This window comes from Lysinibacillus sp. NPDC086135 (genome assembly GCF_044746345.1).
Classification (GTDB): domain Bacteria; phylum Bacillota; class Bacilli; order Bacillales_A; family Planococcaceae; genus Lysinibacillus.
The window spans coordinates 13,618-39,623 of the sequence record NZ_JBIVCA010000015.1 but is presented as its reverse complement, the minus strand read 5'-3'; the positions used below and the strand labels follow the sequence as shown (position 1 = coordinate 39,623).

Here is a 26,006-nt window from a genome sequence, read left to right as displayed (position 1 = left end):
CATGATTATAGTTGGATTAACTGGTTGGGGTGATCATCCTTCGCTTTATAGTGAAGTGACTGCCTCAAAGGACAAATTATTCGATTATACAGGTCACTTTTTAACGGTAGAAGTAGATACTTCTTTTTATGCAATACCTTCTAAAGAGAATGTTCGAAAGTGGTGTGAAGATACACCCGAAAATTTTCGTTTTGTTGTGAAGGCCTATCAAGGAATGACTGGTCATTTACGTGGCGACATACCGTTTGAATCAAAAAATGACATGTTTAATGCCTTTATCGAATGTGCCAATGAATTTAAACGTCACGGGAAGCTGGCGATTGTACTAGCACAATTCCCACCGTGGTTTGATTGTCAGACTAAGAATGTACAATATTTATTGTATATTAGGCAGCAGCTCAAAGGCTTTGACGTAGCTATTGAGTTTCGCAATCGAACATGGTATGCGGACAATGTAGTGCAGCAAACAATGGATTTTTTACGAGAGCATCAATTTATTCATACAATTTGTGATGAACCACAGGCTGGCGTAGGTTCTGTACCATTTTATCCTACGGCTACTGCGACGAAGGCACTTGTACGTATTCATGGACGTAACATTCATGGCTGGCGTAATACTGGTAATGCCGAGAACTGGCGGAAGGTTCGCTTTTTATATGATTACAATAGTGAAGAATTGCAGCAGCTTGGACAGCGTTTGAAACATCTCCAATCAGAAGTACAGGATCTATATGTATTATTTAATAATAATTCAGGGCTTCATGCTGCGAAAAATGCAAAGGAATTACAAGGTATTCTAGCGATTAAAGACATAGGGTTAGCGCCTAAACAATTAAACATGTTTGAAGGGGAACTATAATGGAATTTTTTGTTTTAGTTATTATAGCATTATTATCTGGGATAATTGGCTCGTTGGTTGGGCTTGGCGGAGGGATTATCTTAGTTCCAGCAACTTTATACGTTGGGTTAAATCTAGGGATGATACCAGATATCACTCCTCAAAAAGTAGTTGGTTTATCTGTTGTCATGATGATTTTTACTGGACTTGCCTCTACATTAAGCTATATGAAATCTAAAACAGTTGATTATAAGAGTGGTTGGATATTCTTTATAGGAAGTATACCTGGAACAATGCTGGGTGCATGGGTAAATAAGGGGCTAGATGTACCATCATTTAATTTGTATTTTGGTATTTTACTCATCATTTTAGCGACGATATTACTTGTACGTGATCGATTGAAACCTGTAGAATGGTTTGTAAAAAACGGCATGCAACAGGAGTTCAAAGATAAAGAAGGAAATACCTTTATATATGGGTATCCCATTTGGTTTGCCATTGCATTAACATTTGGCATAGGCTTTGCCTCTGGATTATTTGGTATTGGTGGAGGCTCGATGATCGTGCCTGCCATGATTATTTTATTTTTATTCCCACCGCACGTTGCAGTGGCAACATCGATGTTCATGGTATTTTTATCGTCGATTGTTAATTCAGCGAGTCATGTTTATTTAGGACACGTTCCATGGCTCTATACGATTCCTGTTATCCCAGGAGCTTATATTGGAGCAAAGCTAGGGGCCGCATTAAATAAAAGAATTAAATCAGATACGCTTGTAGTAGCGCTTCGAGTTATTTTATTATTATTAGGAATTCGTTCTATTATCGAAGGGTTATTGTGATATTAGGTCCGGAAAGTAAAGATGATTTTGATAGAAAGTCTTCTACAGACATAGAAGCTATTTTAAAGAAGAGGTGGCTTAATTGCTGGAAAAAATTCATATATTTCATACGAATGATTTGCACAGTCATTTTAAGTATTGGCCACGAATGCAAACCTATGTGGAAGAAATGCGTACGAAGCTTACAACCATGGGAGAAACAAGTTATTTATTTGATGTTGGCGATCATTTAGATCGTTCAAATATTTATACGGAAGCAACAGTCGGTAAGGGCAATGTGAGATTATTGAATGAAGCGGGCTACGACGTAGTGACAATTGGTAATAATGAAGGTATAACGTTGTCCCATGAGGAGCTATACCATTTGTATGATGAAGCAACTTTTGACGTAGTAGTTGCTAATGTGAATGCCTCTCAAGTACCAAACCCAGCGTGGATGAAGCCGTATGTTGTATTAACAACTGCTTATGGCACAAAGGTTGCAGCCATTGCAGCAACGGCTATGTTTGAAATTTATTATAACGAATTAGACTGGGAGATAGATGAGGCACGAAGTTCACTCATTCGCTTAGCACTTCAGCTTCGCAAAGAAGTAGATATAATTGTTTGTTTGTCACATTTAGGGATAACAGAGGATGAGCTTTTAGCTGAGGAATGCCCAGAAATAGATGTTATATTCGGCTCACATACACATCATGTTCTCCCTAATGGAAAGCTAATTAATGGCGTTTTATTAACGGGTGGAGGGAAATTTGGACAATATACTGGCCATCTTACGTTAGAATATGATACAAAATCTAGGGAAATTGTTGAAAAAAAGGATACATTAATTCATAATAATGATTTGCCTGCGATTAAAAATGAACATGAAATCGTTCAATATTTTGAAAAGGAAGGCAAACGATTACTTGATATTCCAGTATTCACTACGGGAAAATCGTACAACAAGGAATGGTTGCATTATTCGCAATTATCAGATTTGTTCGCGCGTGCGATTTTAGAGAAAAGTGGAGCAGATTGTGCGTTATTTAACGCGGGTATTTTTTTAGATGGTTTACCTAAGGGAACAGTGACAGCACTAGATTTGCATAGAATTTTCCCACATCCTATAAATTTATGTACGATTGAATTATCAGTTGCTGAAATGAAAGAAATTTTTCAGCAATCTAAAAATGAAGAATGGCCATATATTGAGCTAAAAGGATTAGGGTTTAGAGGCGTTATTTTTGGGAAGATGTTAACTTATGGCTTTTCGATGAATGAAGATCGCCAATTACTTATCAATGGGAAGCTTGCAGATAATGATCGAATTTATAAATTAGTAACACTTGATTTGTTTACGTTCGGTTATTTTTATCCAAGCTTTAAATATGCTAAGAAAAAATATATTCTACCAGAATTTTTACGAAACATTATGATAGATTATGGTCAAAGATTCTTTAAGTAATAGTAGATAAAACGCTTTAAGAATGGATTGGGGAAAAGGTCATGCGATTAATTTCAATCGATGTATTAAAAGAAGGAATGGTATTAGCAAGAACCATTTGGAATGAGGCGGGGCATCCTCTTTTAAAGAAAGATGTTGTCATTAATGAACGTATCATACAAAGGCTTCAACAATTAAATACGCATTATTTATATATTGACGATAAAATTTCTAAGGGTATTGAGGTACAAGAAACAGTTCCAACTGTTATTCGAAATAAAGCAATTTCAACCATTAAAGATTCTTTCCAATCAATCAATGGTTTAAATCCAGTAAATGCCTCTTATGTGCTTGACCAACAATCAAAAGCAATTGTCTCAATTGTAGACGAGTTACTGTTGGCAGTTAAGGGTAATGATGAAATTTTAACAATACTAACAGATGCGTATTTATTTGATGAATATTTATATCAACATTCCTTTCAAGTCACACTATATTCGATAGCGATTGCGAAAGAGCTTGGATACTCAGTAGAGGATTTACGTTTAATTGGGATTGGCGCTTTGTTACATGACATTGGGAAGCTTATGGTACCAAAAGAGATCCTCACAAAGCCTGAGCGCCTAACGTGTGAAGAGTTTGAAACGATGAAGCAGCATACTCGATATGGTTTTGATTTGTTACGTAATTTACATTCCATATCATTGATTGTTGCACATTGTGCTTTCCAACATCATGAACGGATTGATGGGAGTGGCTATCCAAGGGGCTTGGTAGATTTTGAAATCCATCCGTTTGCCAAAATTATTGGTGTAGCAGACGTCTTTGATGCGGTGACTACAAGTCGTGTATATCGAGAAAAAATGCTACCTTCCCAGGGTCTAGCAATTTTAGAAGCAGGCGCTGGAACGATATACGATGCACGTATTGTAAAAGCATTGAAAAGGTCTGTTGTACATTATCCAAATGGTGTTATTTTAAAATTATCGGATGGGCGCCGAGGTATTGTATCGAGACAAAATGCATTGAATGCCGCATTACCTTGGGTTCGTATTTTTGAGGAACAAAATCAATTAATAGCAGCTACATATGAAATTAATTTTGTGGACTACCCAACCGTAATAATAGAAAGCGTTGAAGTAGATTATGTTGTACCATTGAAAATCGAATAAAAATCTCCTCCTGTTCATACGTTAAGGAACAGGAGGAGATTTTTTGTTTTTCCCTCGAAAAAGAATGAAATTACGATCATATAGTAATCATAGCAACTATAGAAAAAAGGGAAATCGATTGAATCGATTAACCCTAATAGTTGTATTTGTTATTATCGGTGTTTTTTTATTTATTTATTATTTAAATGAGCAGCTTATGCCGACCTACTTAGATTATGCTGAAATACAAACGGCTAAAATTGCATCTTCCGTTGTGAGTAAAGCGATTGATTCTCGTACATCAAGTGTTATGGATGTTAATGATATTCTTGTAGAAGTATCCCCTGGGAACCATGCTGATTTGAAAGTTAATACTGAAACGATTAATCGAGTTCGAACAGAAACGGTCAATCAAGTAAAATTGTATTTAGAGCAGGCAGAGCAAGGAGAGTTGTCGCATTTGCCAAATCTTGATAATGTTGAATATGATTATAACAAGATCAATGAAGGTAATGGGGTAGTTTTTTATATGCCGTTGAGTCAGGCGGCTAATATCCCTTTAATCGGGAATTTAGGACCTAAAATTCCAATACGCTTTCATGTAATTGGCAATGTGCATAGTGAAGTTACTTCTTCAATAGAGGAATATGGTATAAATAGTGCCTATATGTCGGTAGGGATTCATATAGAAGTAAAAGTGCAAATTATTGTCCCTTTTGCTAGTAAAACTACTACAGTTACTCAGGATATTCCAGTGGCAATGGGCTTAGTAAGAGGGGATGTTCCAAGTGTTTATTCAAAAGGTGGTGAAGAGGTACCTTCAATTCAAGTACCTATCACTCCTAAAAAGTAAAAATGTTTAACTTCTTTCAGCAAATGTTCTTTGTACCGAAAGCTTAGCGACAGGTAAAGTGTCCAAACACCTACTGAATAGAGGAACTAAGGCTAAGAACTTCACATCCACTGACATGCATCACGCAGGCCTAAGCACAAAGCCGATTCCGGACGCAATTATGCCGAGGCATATTAGATTGTTATAGTTGTTGGAGTTCATTTAATATGTTACATTGACAGTGAAGATAGTAATATAAAAACTGCATATATTTGATAGGGGCGATATCCGTATGACATCTTGTAAACCTACAAGCAAAGAAAAAGAAGAATATTTAAGAAAACCAGATTGGTTAAAAATTAAATTAAACACAAATGATGAATATAAAGGGCTAAAGAAGCTCATGCGTGAAAAAAATCTGCATACAGTATGTGAGGAGGCACGCTGTCCTAATATTCATGAATGCTGGGGTGAACGACGTACAGCAACAATGATGATCCTTGGATCTGTTTGTACGCGTGCTTGCCGTTTCTGTGCTGTTAAAACAGGCTTACCAAATGAATTAGACCTAGCTGAGCCAGAACGAGTAGCAGATTCAGTAGCTATTATGAACTTGAAGCACGTTGTTATTACAATGGTAGCACGTGATGACTTAAAGGATGGCGGTGCGCAAGTATTAGCTGAAACAGTCCGTGCGATTCGTCGTAAAAGTCCGTTTACATCGATTGAAGTTTTACCATCCGATTTAGGTGGTTTACAAGAGAACCTTCAAATGTTAATGGATGCGAAGCCGGATATTTTAAATCATAATATTGAAACAGTGCGTCGCCTAACGCCAAGAGTACGTGCACGTGCAAAATATGAGCGTTCATTAGAGTTTCTTCGTTTGGCAAAAGAAATGCAGCCAGACATCCCTACGAAGTCATCATTAATGATAGGCTTAGGTGAAACACATGAAGAAATTTTAGAAGTTATGGACGATTTACGAGCAAACGACGTAGATATTATGACAATTGGTCAATACTTACAGCCAACGAAAAAGCATTTGCCTGTTAAAAAGTATTATTCTCCAATAGAGTTTGGTAAACTGCGTAAAATCGCAATGGAAAAAGGGTTTAAGCATTGTGAGGCAGGCCCACTTGTACGTAGTAGCTATCATGCTGATGAACAAGTTAACGAAGCGACAAAAGAACGTCAGCTACAAGCAGAACAGTAAGAACAAATGCTGAAATAGAAGGCGGTGCCACTTTGATCGATATAGAAGGATATGAATACGAGATTATTGAAGATTACAAAGAAGCTTTTCAAGAGGAAGTATTCAAGGAACGATACTCAGATATTTTAGCCAGATATGATTATATTGTGGGCGACTGGGGCTATAGTCAATTACGCTTAAAAGGCTTTTTTGATGATAAAAATCAAAAAGCCACTTTCGATACGAAGATTAGTACATTACAAGATTACTTATTTGAGTATTGTAATTTTGGCTGTGCATATTTCGTCTTGCGAAAATCCGGCAAATCTACTCAACAGCCAGAAGTTGTAGTAAGTGAAGAACATGAAGTGACAAAGCTTGTTGAGAATGCACAAATAGCAGAATAAACGTTTAAAACCTGATGCGAATTTTGCATCAGGTTTTTACTTTGTAGTGATAGGTTTTTAAAATCTGGTAATAATAAAAATATGGCATAGCGTGTGGTTGATTTCCGTTCCAACTGGGCGCTTTGTAGCTGCCGCTTCGCTTTCGCACAGAAAAAACATTTGTAGCTGCCGCTTCGCTTTCGCACAGAAAAAACATTTGTTGCTGCCGCTTCGCTTCGCTGCAGGGTCTCGGGCCAACACGATGTTGGTCACGAAGGCGTTATCACAGGATGTGATGCTTTTAGCCTTCGTTCCTATATCGCTGTTCCCCAAAGAGTCGCCCAGCCTCCACTCCAATCAACTTATATTCAGGATATACGTTTTAACAAATACCATCTCCAACTTTTGGTGGTGAATCAAAAAGGACGGATTTTAAAATTAATTCCAGTTTTATTAAAGGTGTGTGTTGTTTAGATGAAAAAAGCTGTATTTTTGGATCGTGATGGGGTCATCAATGAAGTTTTAACGGATCGCGTTAAATTTGTCAATAAACCTAAGGATCTCTATTTCCTGCCGCATGTTTCGAAAGCTATAAAAAAATTGAATAAATACTTCGACTATATATTTGTAGTAACCAATCAAGGTGGCGTTGGATTGGGGTTTATGAAAGAAACGCAGCTACAAAAAATACACGAGCATATGGTAAAAGAATTGAAGAAGGAAGGGGCCATGATTCACGAAATTGTCTATTGCCCCCATAAACCAAAGTCGGGCTGTGCCTGCCGTAAACCTAGTAGTAAATTAATCGTAGATCTTGGTGAAAAATATAATATTGACTTAGCGAAATCCTACATGGTGGGAGATACGGATACAGATATTATAGCAGGCAAACGAGCAGGAACTAAAGGGGTATTTTTAGGTGCGAAAGATCCACTGGCAGATGCGATTTTTCCAGATTTAATTAGTGCTGCTGATTGGATTATTAAGGATGCAACAGCATAACGCTAGTATTGTTGAAGTGGAAAGACAAAGCGTATAAATCATGTAAATAAGGATAATTTATTTATTGGGGGTGATTAATTTGACTAAAAAAAATAAAAAATCGTTAGATCGAGAAGAATATGGTTTTGGCTTTGATATTAGTGTTGATGACTTAGGAGTAATTGGGCAAAATCAACAAGCCAAAAAACAAAATGACAATGAGAACAAAGACAAGCCTCGCAATAAGGATAATCCTGCTAAATTAAATAATGAAAAGTAGTAGCACGATCCGATGAGGCATAATTGATACTAAGATATTTACAAAAAAATTCCGCCAACCTTCTGTTGCACAGTGCGTAAATTAGAACCCTATTGTCGCAGAAAAGCGGAATTTTTTTGTATGTAATTCTTAATTGCTATATTGCAGGCACAAAAAAACACCCACTTTGGAGGGTGTTAATTTAATAATTCACGTAAGTATTCCCGTAGCTCGACTGTATCTTCCTCTGTGCGATTGTATACGTGTTCAAGATAGCCAGGCTCTTCTACATCATCTGGACCAATTATAGCAAAGCGTCCAAATTGAATATCCATGACAAGCACTTTTCCAAAGAAACGACCCGATTGCAAAATGGCTAAATCATAACGTAACCTATTCCCTGCAAAACTAACAAAGCGTGTTTTTGTATCTTCTACATCATCATATAAAAAAAAACGTTCCATCTTTTAATCTCCTTCCAGTCCTATAGATATGGTACTATAGAAGAGAAATGACTATCAACTTTTAAAGATTTGAATGGGGGCTTTCCTTGTGTATTTTGTAGATCGTAATAAAATCACAAAAAACTTACAGTACTTAGATAGACTATTAGCAATTTTAGAGTCAGAAGATAGCTGGCTAGAAAACGATATGAAGAAATTAGCAATCGAGCGAATTGGTCACAATGTGATGGAGTCAATGATGGATGTAGGAAATTTAATGATTGACGGTTTCATTATGCGTGATCCAGGAAGCTATGAGGATATTATTGATATTTTAATCGATGAAAAAGTCGTATCTACTGAAATGGAAGCACCGTTAAAAGTAGTAGTTGGTTTACGTAAAATGCTTGTTCGTGAATTCACAAATGTAGATGTTCAGGAAGTTGTTAATGTGTTAACAACGACTTTACCAGCATTAAAGCAATTCTCACCAGCTGTGAATAGTTATTTAACAAATGAACTCGGCCCTGTTTCAGCATTTTTACCAGAGGATCACCAATGAAAACCTACAAGGCATATTGTTTTGATTTAGATGGTACAGTGTACCGTGGAAAGGATGGCATTCCTTCTGCGATTACTTTTATTCATCGGTTACAACAAATAGGAATCGAGCCATTTTACGTAACAAACAATTCTTCTAAGACAAGAGAGCAACTGCAGGAAGCTTTAAGCGCTATAGGTGTGAATGCACCGTTAGAACATATTTACTCTAGTGCATTAGTTACTGCAAAATATGTAGCCTTGAATTTCCCTGGCAAAAAAGTAGCCATGCTAGGTTCTGATGGTATTCGTAAAGCGTTATTTAATGAAGGCATTGAACCAACTGAGGATGAGCCAGAGGTATTTGTTATGGGAATTGATCGAAATCTAGATTATATGGCACTTGCGAAGGCTACAATTGCTGTGCAAAATGGTGCGACGTTTATAGCAACGAATCAAGATATTAAATTCCCGACAGAACATGGTTTTTTGCCAGGTAATGGGTCGTTTGCCCGATTAGTAGGTGAGGTTGCAGACGTTGAGCCAATCTATATCGGTAAACCATCACCTGCAATGCTTGAAGTCATTGCAACAGAGCATGACTTTAAGAAAGATGAAATGGTGATGATTGGCGATAATTACGACACAGATATTATGTGTGGAATTCGTTATGGCTGTGACACAATCCATGTAAATACGGGTGTTACACCAACAAAGGTTGTACTTGAGAAGGAGCAGCAACCTACCTATGTAGTAGAAGCTTTAATTGCCGAGGCATAATTGAATGAATAGTTCAAACATAAAAAAAGGATGCTTATGTCGATTTTTTTGGCATAACATCCTTTTTATATGTTCAAATTTAGAGTAAGTGTTTCATCATTATATGAATGAGGTATTACGCCTTCATTACCATAACGGATTTTCTTCGATAAATTGATAAATGGCATTCGTCAACGCTTCAGGAGAATCAGCCTCAACTAGTTCACCATTGACGATTGCATAAAATGATTCTGAACATTTTGTACAGTAACTAAGGCAGCCATATTCCAAAACGTCGATGTTCGGATCACGCTCTAATATTTCATAAGTTTTTTGGGAGCCGTTTGCTAAATTACTTATACAAAATTCAACCATTGGATTCATACATGTCACCTCACCAAAGTAATGCTACTCGCTTTTAAAACATTCGTCAATGATTTGAGTTGATCATGATATAAAAGCAGATACTAAGTGATAAAGTTGTGCGCACGCCAAATGATGTAAATTCCCTTTACAAAAGTGAAGAGAAGAAAACGATATTCAAGGAAAATTCGAACAATAGCGACAATTTATCGGATCTCAAATGATACAAAAATCGTTCGAAAAAAGCAAGTTAGCATGTATTTTGTGAAATCTTTCACAAAATTGCATTCTGATATTGTGAAACTTCTCACAATCAGTTATACTCATTTGTGGATACTTTGTGAACAATTAATACAAGAGATATAAAAGGAGACTATTATGGGAAAATTAGTACTTTTAGGTGGCGGCTACGGCAATATGCGTCTGATGCTTCGATTATTACCAAATGTTCCATTAGACACAGAAATCGTGCTAGTAGACAGAGCCCCTTTCCATAGTTTAAAAACAGAATTTTACGCATTAGCAGCAGGGACTGCAACAGATAAAGAAATTCGAGTAAGCTTTCCAGAGCATGAACGTTTATCGGCTGTATATGGAGAAGTTGTTGAAATTAATCGTGCGGAAAAAGTAGTCATTCTAGAAGATGGACAACGTATTGAATATGATGATTTAGTAATTGGTCTTGGCTGTGAGGATAAATATCACGGTGTACCAGGTGCAGAGGAGTACACATATAGCATTCAGACAATGGCGAAATCACGTTCAACATTCCAAGCACTTTGTGGTTTACCAGCAGGCTCTACAGTCGGAATTGTAGGAGCTGGCTTAAGTGGTATTGAGCTTGCAAGTGAGTTACGTGAAAGCCGATCAGATTTGAAAATAAAGCTATTCGACCGTGGTCCTCGTATTCTGAAGGACTTCCCAGAAAAGCTAAGCAAATATGTAAAAGACTGGTTCGTAAAACATAATGTCGAAGTCATTGCCAATTCAAATATTACAAAAATTGATCAAGGTAAAATTTACAATCACGAAGATGAAATTGCACTCGATTCTGTAGTTTGGACTGCTGGTGTACAGCCTGTCAAAATTGTTCGTGATTTAGAAGTTGAGAAAGATAAACAAGGACGTCCGCTTGTCACACAATATTTCAATCTTCTTGATGATGAGCATGTATATGTTGTAGGTGACTGTGCTGCTTCAGAATTACCTCCAACTGCGCAGTTAGCGGAGGAGCAAGCAGAACAAATCGTCAAAGTACTTCGCATGCGTTGGAAAGGCGAAAACTTACCTGAGAAAATGCCTGATATTAAATTAAAAGGATTCATGGGAGCTCTTGGTAAAAAACAAGGCTTCGTTTACTTAGCAGATACAACAGTAACAGGACGTATCGCACGCTTAATGAAATCAGGATTATTATGGTACTACAAACGTCAAAATGACTAATTAGTTCGTTGATCTTTATAAAAAGGAATTGTTTCAAAATTTACTTTTGAAACAATTCCTTTTATTTCTTTTAAACAGTTTCGTCAGGAACGAAACCTAAATTTTCAAGTGCAGTAAATACAGGCTTTAATTGCACATAGCCTTCGCCCACTACTTCATTATTTATAAGGACAAGTGGATAAAAAAATTCATCTTCTTGAATGCGTGTAGCATAATCTTGATCGCGCTCATTCTCAATTGGTCCCTCGATATCGATATAGCGAATATCATATCCTTGGTTTGGATATTTTCGATCTATGGCTGCTTGTAGCCACTCATATGTATCCTTTGAAGATGGCGCATTGACACAACTTGCGCAAATTATCGCTGTTCCGTAAATTTCAATCAGTGGTTTCGTTTGACTCATTTCATTTCCACTCCTCGTGATTCAATATTGGATTTTTTCTGTTGCTAACATTATAATCATTATAAGGAAAGGAGTCGAGACAAATGGCAGAAGCAACAATTAACGATCAAGTTCAAGAGGTATTAGATAAATTACGCCCATTCTTACTACGTGACGGTGGAGACTGTGAATTAGTAGATGTAGAAGACGGCATTGTAAAATTACGTTTATTAGGTGCATGTGGTAGTTGCCCAAGTTCAACAATTACACTTAAAGCTGGTATCGAGCGCGCATTATTAGAAGAAGTACCAGGTATTATTGAAGTAGAGCAAGTATTCTAAATCGACTAAAAAAAGTTCTAGCTGATGTATTCAGACTAGAACTTTTTTTCTTAAACTTGGCGGGCATGTTCTTTTTCTTCTCGAATAATTGCCCATTGTTCCTTAGCCATATCTACGATCTTCGCTTCTCCGCCAATACTTTGCTTTTCAATGACCTTTGAAAAGAAGCGTGTAGCATTTTCTAAATCACCTACACGTCGTGATAGTTCGGCAATCATATACATAATGCGTATATCTGACATTTGCGTTGAGCTGTAATCCTCAGTTGAATAAGAATCCATATAGTAATCTCGGGCCATTGTCATAAAGCGTTGCTCTTGGCCTTCGTTTTTTAGTGAACGATATAGCCATGCAAGACGTAATGTAAGCCCAGCTATAGCAACAAATTTTTCTTTTTTAATCGTACCGCAAAGGAAGGCTAATTTATATGCTTGTATTGCTTGGAATACAGTGCGTTCGCCCTTAAAATCATGGTGTACCCATTTTTCTGTAATTTGCGCGCGAATATCATCTTGCGTGCCAGGAGAAAAATATTTTGAAAAGTCCTCTGTAAATGAAAATCCGCAATGCTCACAAACAAATACATTATAATAAAGGGCATTTACACCGTCTGCATAAATAGGATGAAAATCTGTTTCTGTATGATCTACTTTAATGAATTTAGAGCGTACTTTTAATGTTGGAAATTCTTTTTTGCAATTAAGACATTGAATTTTTTTTACGTAATAAGGTGAAATCTCCATATTTTATACCTCTTTCATCGACTTATTATAACTATTATACCAATGAAGGTTTTATAGAAATGGATAAAAAATACTAAAAATGTGAAAAATATTAGAATTTTTACTAAAAACCCTTTTGAAGCTGAATGTTTGTCATACAATAGTCAAAATTGATATGATAATAAGTAAGAAGGAAGGTGATTGGGATGACAAGTAAGCAAGTAATTGAAGTTACTGAAGCGGCTGTCTTTCATATTAATGAAATGATGGAGCACAATGAAGAGCAAAGTTCGTTTTTACGTGTAGTTGTTAATGGTGGCGGCTGCAGTGGCCTATCATACGGTATGCATTTTGATAAAGAGAAAAAAGAAGATGATTTTGAAGATATACAACATGGTTTAACAATTCTTGTTTCCCGTGAAGATGCGCCGATTTTAATAGGGACAAAAATTGACTATAAGCAATCGCTAATGGGCGGAGGCTTCACCATCGATAATCCAAATGCAATCGCATCTTGCGGCTGTGGCACAAGCTTTAAAGCGGCGAAACGTGAAGGTACGCCTGAGATTTGTGATTAGAAATAAATTGTCTAAATGTGTGTAGATACCAAGCCTTTTTAATTTGTATGTTGGAAAACATAACGAATTGAAAAGGCTTTTTTGTATGTTCTTGAAAAAGATGAAATATAAGCTGTAGGTAGCAATGGAGAAGAAATCTCCTAACCACAAGCCTCTAGTTTGATAGGCGATGGAGTTGGCAATTTCGTCTTACTCCATAATAGTTCCCATAGATATGAAAGTGTAAGCCAAAATGTATTCTTCGTTGTCTTTTCATCCTTCTTAATTTTAGTTAAAATGCTGACAAGATTTAAACAAAAAATGATCCCGAGTATAGGCATGAAGTAAACGATAATAAACGCAAAAATAATCAAATTACTACCTCCCCATATATAACGTGCAACAGATGAGATTGACCGTTACCACAGGGAAAAAAGATAAGGTCAAAACAGATTTAGCTTACAAGAATAATTGAAGAAACCTCTTAGAAGCAATCCTGTGTGCTGTTAGAAGAAAACAAAAGAACTTGGCAGGGATGAAAATCAATCCTAGATGCAAGTCCTATCTTTTATGGCTATATTAAAATTTGTGATCATTCATAAACAAACTTTGAACAAAGACCCCAATAAGAGCTATCATAGTATTCCGGATATTCAATGAGAAGTTGAGAACGTTCGATCCACAATTTAAGTTCTTTTGATTTGGTTGTATTTTCAATCGTATCTAGTAATTGAGATAGCTTTTGAATATCTCTACCTACCCGAACCATATCTCCAGTGAAAACATATAAAGTATTAAGGAAATAAGAAGTATGTTCACATTGCTCATCCTCAACAAATGTACAAATCATTGGTATATTTTCGATTTTATAGATAGCGAGTTCCCAATCTTGCACAGGTTCCATTTCATCACTATATGCCCATTTTTTTATCTCTTTTTGCGTAGGATTCCAAGGGTCTTTAAACATCATTTTGTACTCCTTTTAAACTAATATTAATTTTCTTCAAAATTATAACATGGAATATTATTCATTGGTATTGAAATGGTAAATGTGCAGTAAGTCATAAAGCTATGTGTTGGGTTAAATTGGGCATAAGAAAAGGACTCGTAAATCTGAGAATCACTCATCAATACAAGCCCCAATTTTAAAGATCCTGTTAGTTCAATAATATTTTTTATTTTTCGATAAGAATGGTAAATCCGATAAAATTAAAATGAGTGATATAACTAATGGTGAAAGTACAATATTGTAAAAAGTTATTTTGGATGGTTCTCTTAAATAGTAAAAAATAAAATTACAACAACTAATTAGAATAGTCATAATAATAAGTTTAAAGAACCGTTTTCTTTTATCCATCTTATCCAATTTTCTTAAATTTATTATAGATACGGTTACTATATAAATAAGGAATAAAACAAGAAAAATTAAATAACCAAATACAAATTTAGCTAAAAATAAATTATCAATATCCTTATATACAAAAAATAATGTGATGATCATACCTACAAAAACTAGGATATACAAAATGCTTGTAAAAATATTTTTCTTCAAATAATTACTACCTCGAAATCTTTATGTATTACAATTATTTTCTCAAAGATAAACAATTTTGTTAACTGGAAAGTAATGTATGCGAATGGTTGTTAGGAACTTCTAATTGGAGGTGAATTACAAATGAGTTGTGAAAGTATAGAGGTCGGTTTTTTGATGTTGAAGAGGCTTTAATATTAATTGAAAATGAAGATTTTAAACATGAACTATTACTTTGCTTAAACTATGGGGCAGAACCTTTTTATATTTCTTTTTAAATAAGAATAAGGCCACGATTATTTTTTATCGTGGCCTTATTACTGTACCGATAATTCACAACTAGTGAAGCTGTGTTAAAACATAATCATAAATTTCATCGGATGGTTTATTAAGAGCTATTGAAAATTCCGAAAAGATAGTATCTTGTAAAGATTGCAATAATTTTTCTTCCTGGTTAGGGAATTTTTTTTCATTGGTCTTATATTCGAGCTTTTTTCGTAGCAATGTGTTTAACAGCTTTGCTTGTTTTTGGCGATTGCCAGATTTAATGATTTCTAAATGAAATCTCATTCGATGTGTATTTTGTTCAATCCATTCCACACCGGGTGATGTGAATGAATGTAAAATACTGAGGGCTTCTTCTTTTTTAATAACATCTCTAAGCTGTTTTTTGGAATTGTCAATAGGGGTACGAATGATTAATTGTGGTTCATTTAGTGGTTGTAAAACGTAATAAGATTTAGTAATGTCGTTAAAGGTTTGTTCACAAATATCTTCAATAGAACAAAGTCCATGTGATGAGTAAATAACTACATCGCCAATGTTGTACATGTATATCCCCTCCAACAAACTATATTGTCAACTAAGTTGACTAAATTAATTGTAAGCAATTTAAAGATTTTTGTCAACTTGGTTGACGATTGATGTTGTTTTTTGTATATTAATAACGAAAAATAGGAAATGAAGGTGAACTAGTTGAAGGACGAATTGCAGAATCGAGATGTCATTGATTTATTGAGCGAACGTCATGAACTACTTCGAAGACTTGCAGAAGAGAAGTGGAATAAGCATAACGATATATATATTTCAAATTCGGAATGGTATATTTTGGGCATGATTTATAAAAAACAACTTACGATTTCAGATGTAGCTAAAAATGTTAAATTTTCAAGACAAGCAACCCATAAAATAATAAAGAGTTTGGAAGTTAAAGGGTTGGTGACAATTACGAGTGTCGAACACAGTAAAAAACATAAAGCTATTCGTATGACTGAATTTGGTGAAGATTGTTTTGAAAAAAATCAATTTTGTAAAGCAGAAATAGAAAAACAACTGGTCAATACAATTGGAGAAGATCAGGTCATCCGATTAAAAAATATATTAAAGCTTAATTGGGATATGAAGCAGTTGGAAGCATAATTTTCGTAGTTTAGGTACGGAAAAGGTTTGAACAGCTTATAACATAAAAAGGTAGGGTACTATCTTAGCATGTGGGCTACATTGAAAAATTCCAAAAGCCACTTTCGTTCTACTCGAAAGTGGCTTTTATAACCTCCTTCAGCAGGTGTTCAAAATAATCGTTACTTTACCTTCTCGCGCTCTACGAATGTAGCGCCATTGTCATTTACTAAATTGTAAATGGCGCTTTTTTCATCTAAGCCAAATTGTCCGTTTTCTTTAATGGCAAACTTTTCGTTATTTTTCGTTTGGAAAGAATAAGTGCCTGCCGCACCTATTTCATACTCATAAATGACTTCCTTAATATCCTGCCATTTATATGTAGTTTGATGATGAAATTCTTTGAAAACAATTTGTGTTTTTTGTATAGCGGTATAACTTAAAAGAGAAAAATAGCCTAAAACTAGACTGCTCACGATGACTATAAGTGTAATCAAATAGGTGTATTTATTTCGTTTGAAACCAAGCATGATCAACGTTAAAATAATGAACGCAATTGCTAGGAAAAGCATAGTGAAGTTGCTTGTTGGAGTAATCAGCACGATATTATCTCTGCTAAAATAAAACGTTTGGGAAATGGTTAATGGCAACAAGAAAACGATGAAGGGCAATAGTAAGAGTAACACTATCGCTATAATAAAAAGTTTTGCATTAGGTGATATTTCGTTTAACATAAAACGCCTCCCTATAAATAGAGTGAATACTCCCTTTACTAAAAAGTGTAACATATTTACAAAATTGGAACCAGTGTGTATTTATGATTGGGAGTATGAAGCAATCATAATATTCTGATTTAATACTTCTATATATGGAGAATTGGTCGTTATAATAGTGCTATAGGAGTGAAGCTTATGAAAAAAGATAGAGGAAAAGTTTGGTTAGGTGTTGCAGGGGTAACAGTAAATCCGTTAGGTCAATGGTTAGTTGTTAAAAAGGCTTATAGTGGATTAAAGGGAAGATGGTCATTGCCAGCTGGTTTTGTCAATGCTGGTGAAACCGTAGATGAAGCGGTTGTTCGCGAATTAAAAGAAGAAACGGGTATCGATTGCTACGTATCAGGTTTAATTGGTTTTCGAACGGGTGTGATTCGCGGTGACATTAGTGATAATATGGCGATATTTTATTGTCGGATGAAGGATGAGCAGCAGCAGATTTGCATTCAGGAAAATGAATTATTAGCAGCGGAATGGATGTATCCAAAGGAGCTCGTTCAGGATGAAATGACATCAGTGATGTTAAAAGAAATGGCGTCCAACCAATTTGAAAAGCACCAATTAGAGGGGATTGTAGGCATTAACCCAGGAGATGTCTTTGGCTATTCCTCTTATAAATTGTTCTTTAAAAAATAATGTGACAAAGGATGGGACCTATGATGGAACTATTTTTGTTTATGTTAGAGCGAGTAGGGCTAATCATTGTGTTTGCCTTTTTAATGTCAAGATGGCGGCTCTTTCGAGGAGTGTTATTTCAGGATCAAGGGGTTAAGGAAAATGTTTGGCTTATTATTATTTTTAGTGCTTTAAGTATAGTTAGCAGCTATACAGGGATAAAGATCGAAGGTGGGTCTATCAATCCTTTAAATCAAATGATACATAGCACTATAAATGCAGAGGAAGCTATTGCGAATACGAGGCTAATTGGCGTAACGATTGCTGGTATTTTGGTGGACCACTTGTTGGTGTTAGCGTGGGGATTATTGGAGCCTTGGAGTAATTCTAAATACAAGTTGATTTTGCATAATAGAGATTCGATGCTTGTTAGCAGGCTTTATATGAAGGATGTGCGCAAGATTTTCCAGCTATCAAAATAGCTGCATTTCAACAGTAGAAAACACCCTTTCAACTTAAAATTCTGACATTTTAGCGAATTTTACGAATAATCTATCAATTTATATGCTATGATGTGGAAAACGTAAAAAGGAGTGATAACATGAATGCTATTACAATTGTAATAGGTTCCATTTGTGTACTGATGATTAGCTATCGTTTGTATGGCATATTTTTCACAAAGAAGGTACTTAAGATAAAAGATGATACGCCCACCCCAGCACACGCTATGGAGGATGGTAAAGACTATGTTCCGACGAATAAGTGGGTAACATTTGGTCATCATTTTGCAGCGATTGCAGCAGCTGGACCGTTAGTTGGACCTATTTTAGCTGCACAATTTGGATATTTGCCAGGGCTTCTTTGGTTGTTAATTGGTGCAGTAATCGGTGGTGCAGTACATGATGCGGTAGTGTTATTCGCTTCTATGCGCCATGGAGGAAAGTCGTTATCAGAGGTAATGAAGAAGGAATTAGGACCTGTTGCAGGATTTTGTACAGGCCTTGCCATGCTTTTCATTATTACAATTACAATGGCCGGGCTATCGATGGTTGTCCTTGGTGCGTTGGAGCGAAATCCGTGGGGAACTTTTGCAGTAGGGATTACGATTCCAATAGCGATGCTTGTTGGTATTGCTTATCGTAAAACAGGAAATTTAATTGTTACGTCAACAGTTGGCTTTATTTTGTTAATGATCGGTGTATTTGTTGGACCGATGATTCAAGGGACAGCATTTGGTGATTTTTTAACGTTTGACCGTAATACCTTATCTATTATTCTACCTATCTATGCATTCTTTGCGGCGGCATTACCTGTATGGCTCTTATTAGCCCCGCGTGATTATTTAAGTAGTTTCATGAAAATTGGCGTATTTATTGCGTTAATCATTGGGGTCTTTTTCGTGAACCCAATCATTCAATTTCCACCAATTACAGAGTTTATTCATGGTGGTGGTCCAGTAATTGCTGGTCCAGTATGGCCATTCGTCTCCATTACAATTGCCTGTGGGGCTATTTCTGGCTTCCATGCGTTTGTAGGCTCTGGGACAACTCCAAAAATGATTGATCGCTGGGAAGATATTCGTATCGTTGGTTTTGGTGCTATGCTCGTAGAATCTTTAGTAGGTGTAATGGCTTTAATCGCAGCAACGGCTCTACATCCTGCAGATTATTTTGCGATAAATTCAGCTCCTTCAGTCTTTGCTACATTAGGAATGGAACCGGTACATTTACATGCATTAGCCGAAAGTATTGGGATGGACTTAGAAGGACGCACAGGTGGAGCTGTAACGCTAGCAGTTGGAATGACTGATATTTTCACAGGGATTCCTTGGTTTGCCGAATTGTCTTCTTATTTCTATCAATTCGTTATCATGTTTGAGGCGGTCTTTATTTTAACGGCTATTGATGCTGGGACACGTGTAGCGCGCTATTTAATTCAAGATTTTGGCGGCAATGTCTACAAGCCACTGAAGCGTACAAATTGGCTTCCAGGTACAATCTTTGCAAGTGCACTTGCATGCTTTATGTGGGGCTATTTATTGTATTCAGGAGATATCAGTTCGATTTGGGTATTATTTGGCGTTTCGAATCAGTTGATGGCAACAATCGGTTTAGTATGTGGTGTAACAATAGTCTTAAAAGTTGCAGATAAACGAATCTACGCCTTAACTTGCTTTATTCCATTGGCCTATTTATATGTCACTGTAAATGTAGCTGGCCTTTGGATGATTAAAAATGTTTATTGGAATACAGCGGCTGCTGGATACAATATGTTAAATGGTGTATTGTCTGTTATTATGTTAATTTTAGGCTTAATAATTGTGATAGCTGCTTTTAAAAAATGGGCAAAGCTTTGGAAGTCATCAAAGTATTTATTATCACAAACCGCTTCATAATGAAAAGAGAGAAACTATTGAAAATTAGTCGTATACTAGTTTTCAATAGTTTCTTTTATTTCTTAATGGATGGTTCATCATCAAAAGTAGCGTATGATTTGTTGAAATGTATGTTATTTATAAGTTGATTGGAGTGAAGGCTGACGCCCCAAGAAGCTTTGCTCTGCGCGAAAGCGAAGCGTCAGTCGGAACGGAAATTAACCACACGTTATGGTCATAATCCCTAAATATGGCGAACAAGCGAAATCAAGGATATGTTCATTGAAAGCGTTGTAGTAATCATGTAAACTAATGAGAGGAAAACGGAGGTTATACATACATGGATGGTCCAGTTTCATTAGTACAGTTAATTATTTCAATTTTGTTATTTTTCGTCATGTTCTTTGGTATTGGATTTTTATTGAATATGCTACTGCGAATGACTTGGTTAATGGCAATTGTGTATCCAATTGTTGTTATCTTTATTATCGATGATGTAAGCTTTTTAGATTATATTTTCAAGCCAGGTTCCGCATTTCCAGCACTTTTAGATAAGTTGCAAGCACTGCAGTTTGTAGATATTTCTATCTTATCTGGTGGCTTTGCCGGTTCAATTGTTGCGGGGATTGTCATGATTTATTTGCGTAAAAGTGGTTATCGAATGTTTTAACTTCTTTCAGCAGGTGTCTTTTGTACCGAAAGCGTAGCGACAGGTACAGATGTCCAAACATTAGCTGAAATAGAGGAACTCAGTCTAAGAACGCCACATCCTGTCAACGACTGAGTGACCAACATCGTGCTGCTGCTGACGCTGCGTTAGCACTACGCTTTCGCGCAAAAAACATCTGATGGCCTAAAGCCTCCGGCGGATGTCACGGAATCGGAAAGGAGTTAATAAAGGATGTTAGCCTAAAACGATCGCATCCATGCGATAACGGCTAACTGACCTGCATCACGCAGGCCTTAGCACAAAGCCGATTCCAGACGAAATTATGCCGAGGCATAATTGATCTTATTTCAGTATTCTTCTTTCTATGAAGAGAAGAATACTGATTTTTTTATGTTTCCGATAAATCACAAAAGTGTTCCGATATAAAAAAACACAGCCTCAACATGAGGATGTGTCTGTCTTCACAAAATAAACTGGTATGTGATGATGGCGATAAAAATGCCGGCTAATGCCCCGAAAAATACCTCACTCCGTTTATGGCCTAGCAATGTTTTTAGCTCTTCCATTTTTTCTTGCCCATCCATTTGTGGCCATTTTTTTAAATCATGAAGTAAAGTTTGAAAGTCTTTACGCAGTTGATTTAATACAGCTGCATGCTGACCTGCCTGAAAGCGTACTCCACTCGCATCATACATGACGATAAATGAAAACATAGCGGCTACGGCAAAAATGGGGGAATCTAATCCTGTTTCATAAGCAATAGATGTTGTTAGTCCTGTTACGGAAGCAGAGTGGGAGCTAGGCATTCCTCCGGTGGAAGTAAATAATCCCCAGTTAATCTTTCTTGTCATAAAAAAATGAATAGGAATTTTTACAAACTGTGCAAAGAGAACTGCAAAAAGGGCAACGAGTAAAGGGGTATTTTGAAGTAAACTCATAATCATCACAACCTTCACTTATAATTACTTTTATTATAACATTCATTATTTTCTAAAAGCTAAATATAACGCGTTTTCTGAAACTTAGGTATACTAGAATTAGTGAATGGAGGAATTTAACATGCATATTGTAAAAGAAGCAAAAACATTTGAAACGATTTCTACTGAAGTGTTAGTAGTGGGAGTCACTAAACATCGTGAGCAAATGCAGGATTGGGCAAGCTTTTCATCATTTTATGGAGAATCTCTTGATATGTGGATTAGTGCAGGGGATGTATCTACTGAGCTTAAAAAAATGACGAAATTGCCATTCTTAAAAGACCATGCAACTCTTAAACGTATTTTATTCGTTGGTTTGGATGAGCGTAAAAATTTAACTGAAGGTGATATTCGTGCAGCATTTGGAATGCTTGGCAAGGAACTAAGAGCTTTAAAGGTTAAAGAATATTCGATTTGGCTTGAGTCGTTTACGACAGAGTCGATTACTGTAACAGATGTTGCCTTTTTAGCTGGTGAAGGAACAGGTCTTGGATTTTATTCAATTCCTCATTACAAAACAACATCAAATGAAGTAGAGAAACGTATTGACGCTGTTCACCTTGTAACTACTGCTAATGATTTAGATGAAGTGGTGGCAAGCTTTGAGGTTGGTGCTATTTATGCAAATGCAGTAAATGAAGCACGTAGTTTAATTAATTTACCACCAAACTTACTGACAGCGATAGACTTAGCCAATTACGCAGAGTCCCTTGCGGTCGAGTACGATTTCGAAGTAGAAATTTTAGATAAAGCACAAATGGAGGAGCTTGGTATGGGTGGGATTTTATGTGTCAATCAGGGCTCTCGTGAAGAACCTCGGTTAATCACATTAAAATATAAAGCGACTGAAGACTTTGACGATCCAATTGGCCTTGTCGGCAAAGGAGTTACATATGATACAGGTGGTTATTCCTTAAAGCCAAAAGATTCAATGGTAGGCATGAAGGGCGATATGGGCGGTGCGGCAGCCGTGCTAGGTGCCATGAAAATCATCGGTGAATTACGCCCTAATAAAAATGTCGTTGCAGTTATTGGTTCTACCGATAATATGGTATCCGGCACAGCATTTAAGCCAGATGATGTCATTACGACATATAGCGGTAAAACGGTAGAAGTTTTAAATACCGATGCGGAAGGACGTTTAGTATTAGCAGACGCTACAACATATGCTAAACAACAAGGAGCTACTGCCTTGATTGATGTTGCAACGTTAACAGGTGGAGTAATTACAGCACTAGGTATGGATAAAACAGGTGCCCTTTCTAATGATGATGAATTCTTTGCTGCTTTCATGGAAGCTGCACAGGAGACTGATGAATTTGTGTGGCGCATGCCTTTAACAGAAAATGATAAAAAACGAATTCGTAAATCAGACGTCGCTGATTTAAATAACTCTCCTGGTCGTGATGGACACATGATTTTTGGAGGAGGCTTCGTTGGGGAGTTCGTTGGTGATACACCATGGATTCACTTAGATATTGCAGGAACATCAGATGCTATTGCTGTACATGACTTAGGCCCAAAAGGTGGTACAGGAGTAATGGTACGTACACTAGCAAACTTTGTGCAACGTTTAGGAGAAGAAAAATAGAATAGGCAATAGACATGTGATAAATGCATCCTCCTACATAAGATAGAGTAAAAAAAGGGAGGAAGCTTATGACATTCTTCGGAGGTTTTCCAGGAGGCTTTATGCCAGTAGGTGGGCCGTTTTTCCGACCATTTCCGCCGTTTTTCGGACCGCCGTTTTTCGGACCGCCGTTTTTCGGACCACCATTTTTCGGACCACCATTTTTCGGACCGCCGTTTTTCAGACCACCGTTTTTCAGACCGGGTCCACCATTTAGAGGGCCATTTAGAGGGCCTCGTAGATTTTAATTCAAACAACATAGATCTCAAAAAAACCAGATGTCAGCAAGTGACACCTGGTTTTTTCTTTAACTTCTTTTAGCAAGTGTTAAGTAGCGAAAGCGAAGTGACAGGTACAGAAGTCTCCCACTTCTATAGGTGGTGGGTTGAACGCGGTTTTAAGTCACTTTTCAGCAGGTGTCAAAAACATCGGCTGAAATATAGGAACTCACTAAGAACGTCACGTCCTGTAGCAACGACTGAGTGACCAACATTATGTTGTTGCTGTCGCTTCGCTTTCGCACAAAAAACATCTGCAGGCCTAAGTACAAAGCCGATTCTGGACGCAATTATGCCGAGGCATAATTGATTAAGTAAAATTAAATAAAAATCATTTTTTAGGCACTAAATAATGTATTGACAGAATATACTATATTATTTATTATTCTTATTATATTACTAAGAATTAAATACGTAGCTGACTAGTAAACTAGAGGCTCTTATTATTCACAGGCATTGCTTTGCCTATGGATAATTTGAGTCTCTTTTTTCTATCTCAAGCAAGAGAAAAGAGGGAGTGAAATCAAATGGGAAAAGTTTTTATAGTGGGTGCAGGTCCTGGCGATGTGGATCTTATCACGGTAAAAGGATTACGATGTATCGAATGTGCTGATGTCATCCTATATGACAGACTCATAAATAAGAATCTACTATCCTATGCTAAACGAGAGGCTAAGCTTATCTTTTGTGGTAAGCTGCCTCAGCGGCACGCTATGATCCAAGAGCAAATTAATCAATCACTTGTCAGCTATGCAGAGCAAGGATTGATTGTAACAAGATTAAAGGGAGGCGACCCATTCGTTTTTGGAAGGGGGGCTGAGGAAGCAGAGGTGCTAGCTCAGCATAATATTCCATTTGAAATTGTGCCTGGCATTACTTCTGGGATAGCAGCGCCTGCTTATGCAGGGATTCCTGTTACACATCGTGACTTAAGCTCAAGTTTTGCAGTGGTCACTGGGCATATGAGAGAGGGCAAGGATGATACTATTCAATGGGAAAGTCTGGCAAAAGGAATCGATACGATTGCTATATATATGGGGGTCGGTAACCTTCCCTATATCCGTCAACAGCTACTCAAGTATGGACGTGATAAAGAAACACCGATAGCACTCATCCATTGGGGTACATTTTCACAACAAAAAACAGTTACAGGAACTTTAGCTAATATTGAAGAACTAGTACAGCGTGAAAATATCCAAAATCCAAGCATAATTGTAGTAGGAAAAGTTGTTGCTTTGAGGGAAACAATTCAATGGTTTGAGCAAAACATTCCGCAGCCACATCTAGTGGAAGCTTCTGTGTAAGGATGTGGATTCATGCAAGCTATTTTATATGTCGCTCATGGAAGTAGAGTAAAGGCAGGCGTGGAGCAAGCAAAAATCTTTCTTAAGAGTGTACAACAGGACATTGAAATACCGATTCAAGAAATTTGTTTTTTAGAGCTTGCGACGCCGACGATTGCAGATGGAATAGCAAGCTGTATTAACAGAGGGGCTACAGCTATAGCGATCGTGCCTATTTTATTGCTTGCTGCTCAGCATGCAAAGCACGATATTCCAAGTGAGATTGATAAAGCGAAAAAACAGCATCCACAAGTGCGATTTACATACGGTGAACCACTTGGTGTCCATGAATTATTAATTGATACACTACAGACTAGAATTTTAGAAGCAAGGTGCCCTACTAACGATGCAAGTGTTTTACTTATAGGTCGTGGGAGTAGTGATCCTGCAGTAAAGAGTGATTTAGATAAAATTGCAACAAGATTGCGTGATAAATATGCCTATGAAGCAGTAGACACATGCTTTTTATATGGAATGGGTCCTACGTTTGAAGATTGGATACAACAAGAAAAGAATAGGATCCATCCAGTGTTTATAGTGCCGTATTTGTTATTTACTGGGATTTTGCGCCAAAGTATAGCAAGGCAATTACAAGAGTATGAGAATAAGAACGTTATTTTATGTGAAAGTTTAGGCTATGACGACAATGTAAGGGAAGTTTTAGTGGAACGTATTTGTCAATTATTAAAAATTACTAAGGAAGGTGTTTTGTAATGGTAGATAAAAGGACCGAAAATGTAAATCTAGCATTAGATAATATCCGCCAAATTTTAAATACTGTAAACCACGGATCGATTACATTAATTGTGCAAAATTCCTATGTGGTTCAAATTGAAAAGAAGGAAAAAATACGACTTCGATAATTTTAACTTTTCTCGGTAATCGTATGGTGATAAATCATCAGCAAATGACCTTGAAAATAGTTGTGAAACGCAACCAAATTCAAACAAATAA

Annotated in this window: 33 protein-coding genes; 24 read left to right on the top strand and 9 right to left on the bottom strand. The window is 36.7% G+C overall.

The window, feature by feature from the left end:
- The first annotated feature begins 1 nt into the window (after position 1).
- The 9 genes from ACIPKN_RS18450 to ACIPKN_RS18410 all read left to right on the top strand — a co-directional run bounded on the left by ACIPKN_RS18450 (position 2) and on the right by ACIPKN_RS18410 (position 7,931).
- Entirely contained in the window at positions 2-859 is an 858-nt protein-coding gene (locus tag ACIPKN_RS18450; RefSeq protein WP_400938766.1) for a DUF72 domain-containing protein, read from the top strand.
- Positions 859-1,680, top strand: a complete 822-nt coding sequence (locus tag ACIPKN_RS18445; protein ID WP_400938764.1) for a sulfite exporter TauE/SafE family protein — start codon at positions 859-861, stop codon at positions 1,678-1,680. Before ACIPKN_RS18450 ends, ACIPKN_RS18445 begins: the two co-directional genes overlap by 1 nt.
- A gap of 82 nt (positions 1,681-1,762) precedes the next feature.
- Positions 1,763-3,127, top strand: a complete 1,365-nt coding sequence (locus ACIPKN_RS18440; RefSeq protein WP_400938761.1) for a bifunctional metallophosphatase/5'-nucleotidase — start codon at positions 1,763-1,765, stop codon at positions 3,125-3,127.
- 41 nt (positions 3,128-3,168) lie between these two features.
- A complete protein-coding gene (locus ACIPKN_RS18435) occupies positions 3,169-4,278 on the top strand; it encodes an HD-GYP domain-containing protein (RefSeq protein WP_400938759.1) in 1,110 nt (369 codons plus the stop codon).
- Positions 4,279-4,321: 43 nt separating this feature from the next.
- Positions 4,322-5,110: a sporulation protein YunB gene (gene yunB / locus ACIPKN_RS18430; RefSeq protein WP_400938756.1), complete on the top strand. Its 789-nt coding sequence runs from the start codon at positions 4,322-4,324 to the stop codon at positions 5,108-5,110.
- Between the two features lie 271 nt (positions 5,111-5,381).
- Complete coding sequence (gene lipA, locus ACIPKN_RS18425; protein WP_132361772.1) at positions 5,382-6,305, top strand: lipoyl synthase; 924 nt, start codon at positions 5,382-5,384, stop codon at positions 6,303-6,305.
- A gap of 32 nt (positions 6,306-6,337) precedes the next feature.
- The gene (locus ACIPKN_RS18420; RefSeq protein ID WP_400938752.1) at positions 6,338-6,691 is read left to right on the top strand and encodes a YutD family protein; all 354 of its coding nucleotides are present in this window, start codon (positions 6,338-6,340) and stop codon (positions 6,689-6,691) included.
- Positions 6,692-7,144: 453 nt separating this feature from the next.
- Positions 7,145-7,672, top strand: coding sequence for a D-glycero-alpha-D-manno-heptose-1,7-bisphosphate 7-phosphatase (locus ACIPKN_RS18415; protein ID WP_400938750.1), 528 nt, complete (start codon positions 7,145-7,147; stop codon positions 7,670-7,672).
- A gap of 64 nt (positions 7,673-7,736) precedes the next feature.
- On the top strand, positions 7,737-7,931 hold the full coding sequence (locus ACIPKN_RS18410; RefSeq protein ID WP_400938748.1) for a hypothetical protein: 195 nt from the start codon (positions 7,737-7,739) through the stop codon (positions 7,929-7,931).
- 176 nt (positions 7,932-8,107) lie between these two features.
- Here ACIPKN_RS18410 and ACIPKN_RS18405 read toward each other — a convergent pair whose 3' ends face one another.
- A complete protein-coding gene (locus ACIPKN_RS18405; protein WP_142510564.1) occupies positions 8,108-8,374 on the bottom strand; it encodes a DUF3055 domain-containing protein in 267 nt (88 codons plus the stop codon).
- Positions 8,375-8,462: 88 nt separating this feature from the next.
- On the opposite strand from ACIPKN_RS18405, the gene ACIPKN_RS18400 reads away from it, so the two are divergent.
- Positions 8,463-8,915, top strand: a complete 453-nt coding sequence (locus ACIPKN_RS18400; protein WP_400938745.1) for a DUF86 domain-containing protein — start codon at positions 8,463-8,465, stop codon at positions 8,913-8,915.
- Positions 8,912-9,673 carry a TIGR01457 family HAD-type hydrolase gene (locus ACIPKN_RS18395; protein ID WP_400938743.1) on the top strand — a complete coding sequence of 254 codons (762 nt, stop codon included), beginning with the start codon at positions 8,912-8,914 and terminating at the stop codon, positions 9,671-9,673. The genes ACIPKN_RS18400 and ACIPKN_RS18395 overlap by 4 nt, the downstream gene beginning before the upstream one ends.
- 126 nt (positions 9,674-9,799) lie before the next feature.
- On the opposite strand, the gene ACIPKN_RS18390 is transcribed toward ACIPKN_RS18395, so the two are convergent.
- Positions 9,800-10,036, bottom strand: a complete 237-nt coding sequence (locus ACIPKN_RS18390; RefSeq protein WP_142510561.1) for a YuzB family protein — start codon at positions 10,034-10,036, stop codon at positions 9,800-9,802.
- Positions 10,037-10,393: 357 nt separating this feature from the next.
- On the opposite strand from ACIPKN_RS18390, the gene ACIPKN_RS18385 reads away from it, so the two are divergent.
- Positions 10,394-11,458 carry an NAD(P)/FAD-dependent oxidoreductase gene (locus tag ACIPKN_RS18385; protein ID WP_400938740.1) on the top strand — a complete coding sequence of 355 codons (1,065 nt, stop codon included), beginning with the start codon at positions 10,394-10,396 and terminating at the stop codon, positions 11,456-11,458.
- A gap of 70 nt (positions 11,459-11,528) precedes the next feature.
- Here ACIPKN_RS18385 and ACIPKN_RS18380 read toward each other — a convergent pair whose 3' ends face one another.
- Positions 11,529-11,864, bottom strand: a complete 336-nt coding sequence (locus tag ACIPKN_RS18380) for a YuzD family protein (protein WP_400938738.1) — start codon at positions 11,862-11,864, stop codon at positions 11,529-11,531.
- A gap of 83 nt (positions 11,865-11,947) precedes the next feature.
- Here ACIPKN_RS18380 and ACIPKN_RS18375 point away from each other — a divergent pair, with 83 nt between their 5' ends.
- The gene (locus ACIPKN_RS18375; RefSeq protein ID WP_010857481.1) at positions 11,948-12,184 is read left to right on the top strand and encodes a NifU family protein; all 237 of its coding nucleotides are present in this window, start codon (positions 11,948-11,950) and stop codon (positions 12,182-12,184) included.
- A gap of 50 nt (positions 12,185-12,234) precedes the next feature.
- On the opposite strand, the gene ACIPKN_RS18370 is transcribed toward ACIPKN_RS18375, so the two are convergent.
- Positions 12,235-12,927, bottom strand: a complete 693-nt coding sequence (locus ACIPKN_RS18370) for a DUF2225 domain-containing protein (protein WP_400938735.1) — start codon at positions 12,925-12,927, stop codon at positions 12,235-12,237.
- A 185-nt stretch (positions 12,928-13,112) separates the two neighbouring features.
- On the opposite strand from ACIPKN_RS18370, the gene ACIPKN_RS18365 reads away from it, so the two are divergent.
- Positions 13,113-13,484: a HesB/IscA family protein gene (locus ACIPKN_RS18365; RefSeq protein WP_142510557.1), complete on the top strand. Its 372-nt coding sequence runs from the start codon at positions 13,113-13,115 to the stop codon at positions 13,482-13,484.
- A 140-nt stretch (positions 13,485-13,624) separates the two neighbouring features.
- On the opposite strand, the gene ACIPKN_RS18360 is transcribed toward ACIPKN_RS18365, so the two are convergent.
- The 3 genes from ACIPKN_RS18360 to ACIPKN_RS18350 form a co-directional block, all read right to left on the bottom strand.
- Positions 13,625-13,837, bottom strand: a complete 213-nt coding sequence (locus tag ACIPKN_RS18360) for a hypothetical protein (protein WP_400938732.1) — start codon at positions 13,835-13,837, stop codon at positions 13,625-13,627.
- Between the two features lie 218 nt (positions 13,838-14,055).
- Positions 14,056-14,433 carry a hypothetical protein gene (locus ACIPKN_RS18355; RefSeq protein ID WP_400938730.1) on the bottom strand — a complete coding sequence of 126 codons (378 nt, stop codon included), beginning with the start codon at positions 14,431-14,433 and terminating at the stop codon, positions 14,056-14,058.
- A gap of 900 nt (positions 14,434-15,333) precedes the next feature.
- Positions 15,334-15,825 carry a CarD family transcriptional regulator gene (locus ACIPKN_RS18350; RefSeq protein WP_400938728.1) on the bottom strand — a complete coding sequence of 164 codons (492 nt, stop codon included), beginning with the start codon at positions 15,823-15,825 and terminating at the stop codon, positions 15,334-15,336.
- A gap of 144 nt (positions 15,826-15,969) precedes the next feature.
- On the opposite strand from ACIPKN_RS18350, the gene ACIPKN_RS18345 reads away from it, so the two are divergent.
- The gene (locus tag ACIPKN_RS18345) at positions 15,970-16,413 is read left to right on the top strand and encodes a MarR family winged helix-turn-helix transcriptional regulator (RefSeq protein ID WP_400938726.1); all 444 of its coding nucleotides are present in this window, start codon (positions 15,970-15,972) and stop codon (positions 16,411-16,413) included.
- Between the two features lie 161 nt (positions 16,414-16,574).
- Here the strand turns inward: ACIPKN_RS18345 and ACIPKN_RS18340 are convergent, their stop codons facing one another.
- Positions 16,575-17,126, bottom strand: coding sequence for a hypothetical protein (locus tag ACIPKN_RS18340; protein ID WP_400938724.1), 552 nt, complete (start codon positions 17,124-17,126; stop codon positions 16,575-16,577).
- 177 nt (positions 17,127-17,303) lie between these two features.
- Here ACIPKN_RS18340 and ACIPKN_RS18335 point away from each other — a divergent pair, with 177 nt between their 5' ends.
- The 4 genes from ACIPKN_RS18335 (at position 17,304) to ACIPKN_RS18320 (ending at position 20,824) form a co-directional block, all read left to right on the top strand.
- On the top strand, positions 17,304-17,801 hold the full coding sequence (locus ACIPKN_RS18335) for an NUDIX hydrolase (protein ID WP_400938722.1): 498 nt from the start codon (positions 17,304-17,306) through the stop codon (positions 17,799-17,801).
- A 20-nt stretch (positions 17,802-17,821) separates the two neighbouring features.
- Positions 17,822-18,262 carry a LytS/YhcK type 5TM receptor domain-containing protein gene (locus tag ACIPKN_RS18330; RefSeq protein WP_400938720.1) on the top strand — a complete coding sequence of 147 codons (441 nt, stop codon included), beginning with the start codon at positions 17,822-17,824 and terminating at the stop codon, positions 18,260-18,262.
- Between the two features lie 119 nt (positions 18,263-18,381).
- Entirely contained in the window at positions 18,382-20,175 is a 1,794-nt protein-coding gene (locus ACIPKN_RS18325; RefSeq protein WP_400938717.1) for a carbon starvation CstA family protein, read from the top strand.
- Between the two features lie 319 nt (positions 20,176-20,494).
- Positions 20,495-20,824 carry a YuiB family protein gene (locus ACIPKN_RS18320; protein ID WP_132361742.1) on the top strand — a complete coding sequence of 110 codons (330 nt, stop codon included), beginning with the start codon at positions 20,495-20,497 and terminating at the stop codon, positions 20,822-20,824.
- A 461-nt stretch (positions 20,825-21,285) separates the two neighbouring features.
- On the opposite strand, the gene ACIPKN_RS18315 is transcribed toward ACIPKN_RS18320, so the two are convergent.
- The gene (locus ACIPKN_RS18315; protein WP_400938715.1) at positions 21,286-21,768 is read right to left on the bottom strand and encodes a divergent PAP2 family protein; all 483 of its coding nucleotides are present in this window, start codon (positions 21,766-21,768) and stop codon (positions 21,286-21,288) included.
- Positions 21,769-21,883: 115 nt separating this feature from the next.
- On the opposite strand from ACIPKN_RS18315, the gene ACIPKN_RS18310 reads away from it, so the two are divergent.
- The 5 genes from ACIPKN_RS18310 (at position 21,884) to ACIPKN_RS18290 (ending at position 25,915) form a co-directional block, all read left to right on the top strand.
- Positions 21,884-23,392, top strand: a complete 1,509-nt coding sequence (locus ACIPKN_RS18310) for a leucyl aminopeptidase (RefSeq protein ID WP_400938713.1) — start codon at positions 21,884-21,886, stop codon at positions 23,390-23,392.
- Positions 23,393-23,460: 68 nt separating this feature from the next.
- On the top strand, positions 23,461-23,679 hold the full coding sequence (locus tag ACIPKN_RS18305) for a hypothetical protein (protein WP_400938711.1): 219 nt from the start codon (positions 23,461-23,463) through the stop codon (positions 23,677-23,679).
- Positions 23,680-24,236: 557 nt separating this feature from the next.
- Complete coding sequence (gene cobA, locus ACIPKN_RS18300; RefSeq protein WP_400938709.1) at positions 24,237-25,013, top strand: uroporphyrinogen-III C-methyltransferase; 777 nt, start codon at positions 24,237-24,239, stop codon at positions 25,011-25,013.
- 12 nt (positions 25,014-25,025) lie between these two features.
- Positions 25,026-25,766 (top strand): sirohydrochlorin chelatase, encoded by a 741-nt coding sequence (locus ACIPKN_RS18295; protein ID WP_400938708.1) that lies wholly within the window; start codon positions 25,026-25,028, stop codon positions 25,764-25,766.
- Complete coding sequence (locus tag ACIPKN_RS18290) at positions 25,766-25,915, top strand: YezD family protein (RefSeq protein ID WP_400938706.1); 150 nt, start codon at positions 25,766-25,768, stop codon at positions 25,913-25,915. The genes ACIPKN_RS18295 and ACIPKN_RS18290 overlap by 1 nt, the downstream gene beginning before the upstream one ends.
- Positions 25,916-26,006: the final 91 nt, after the last annotated feature.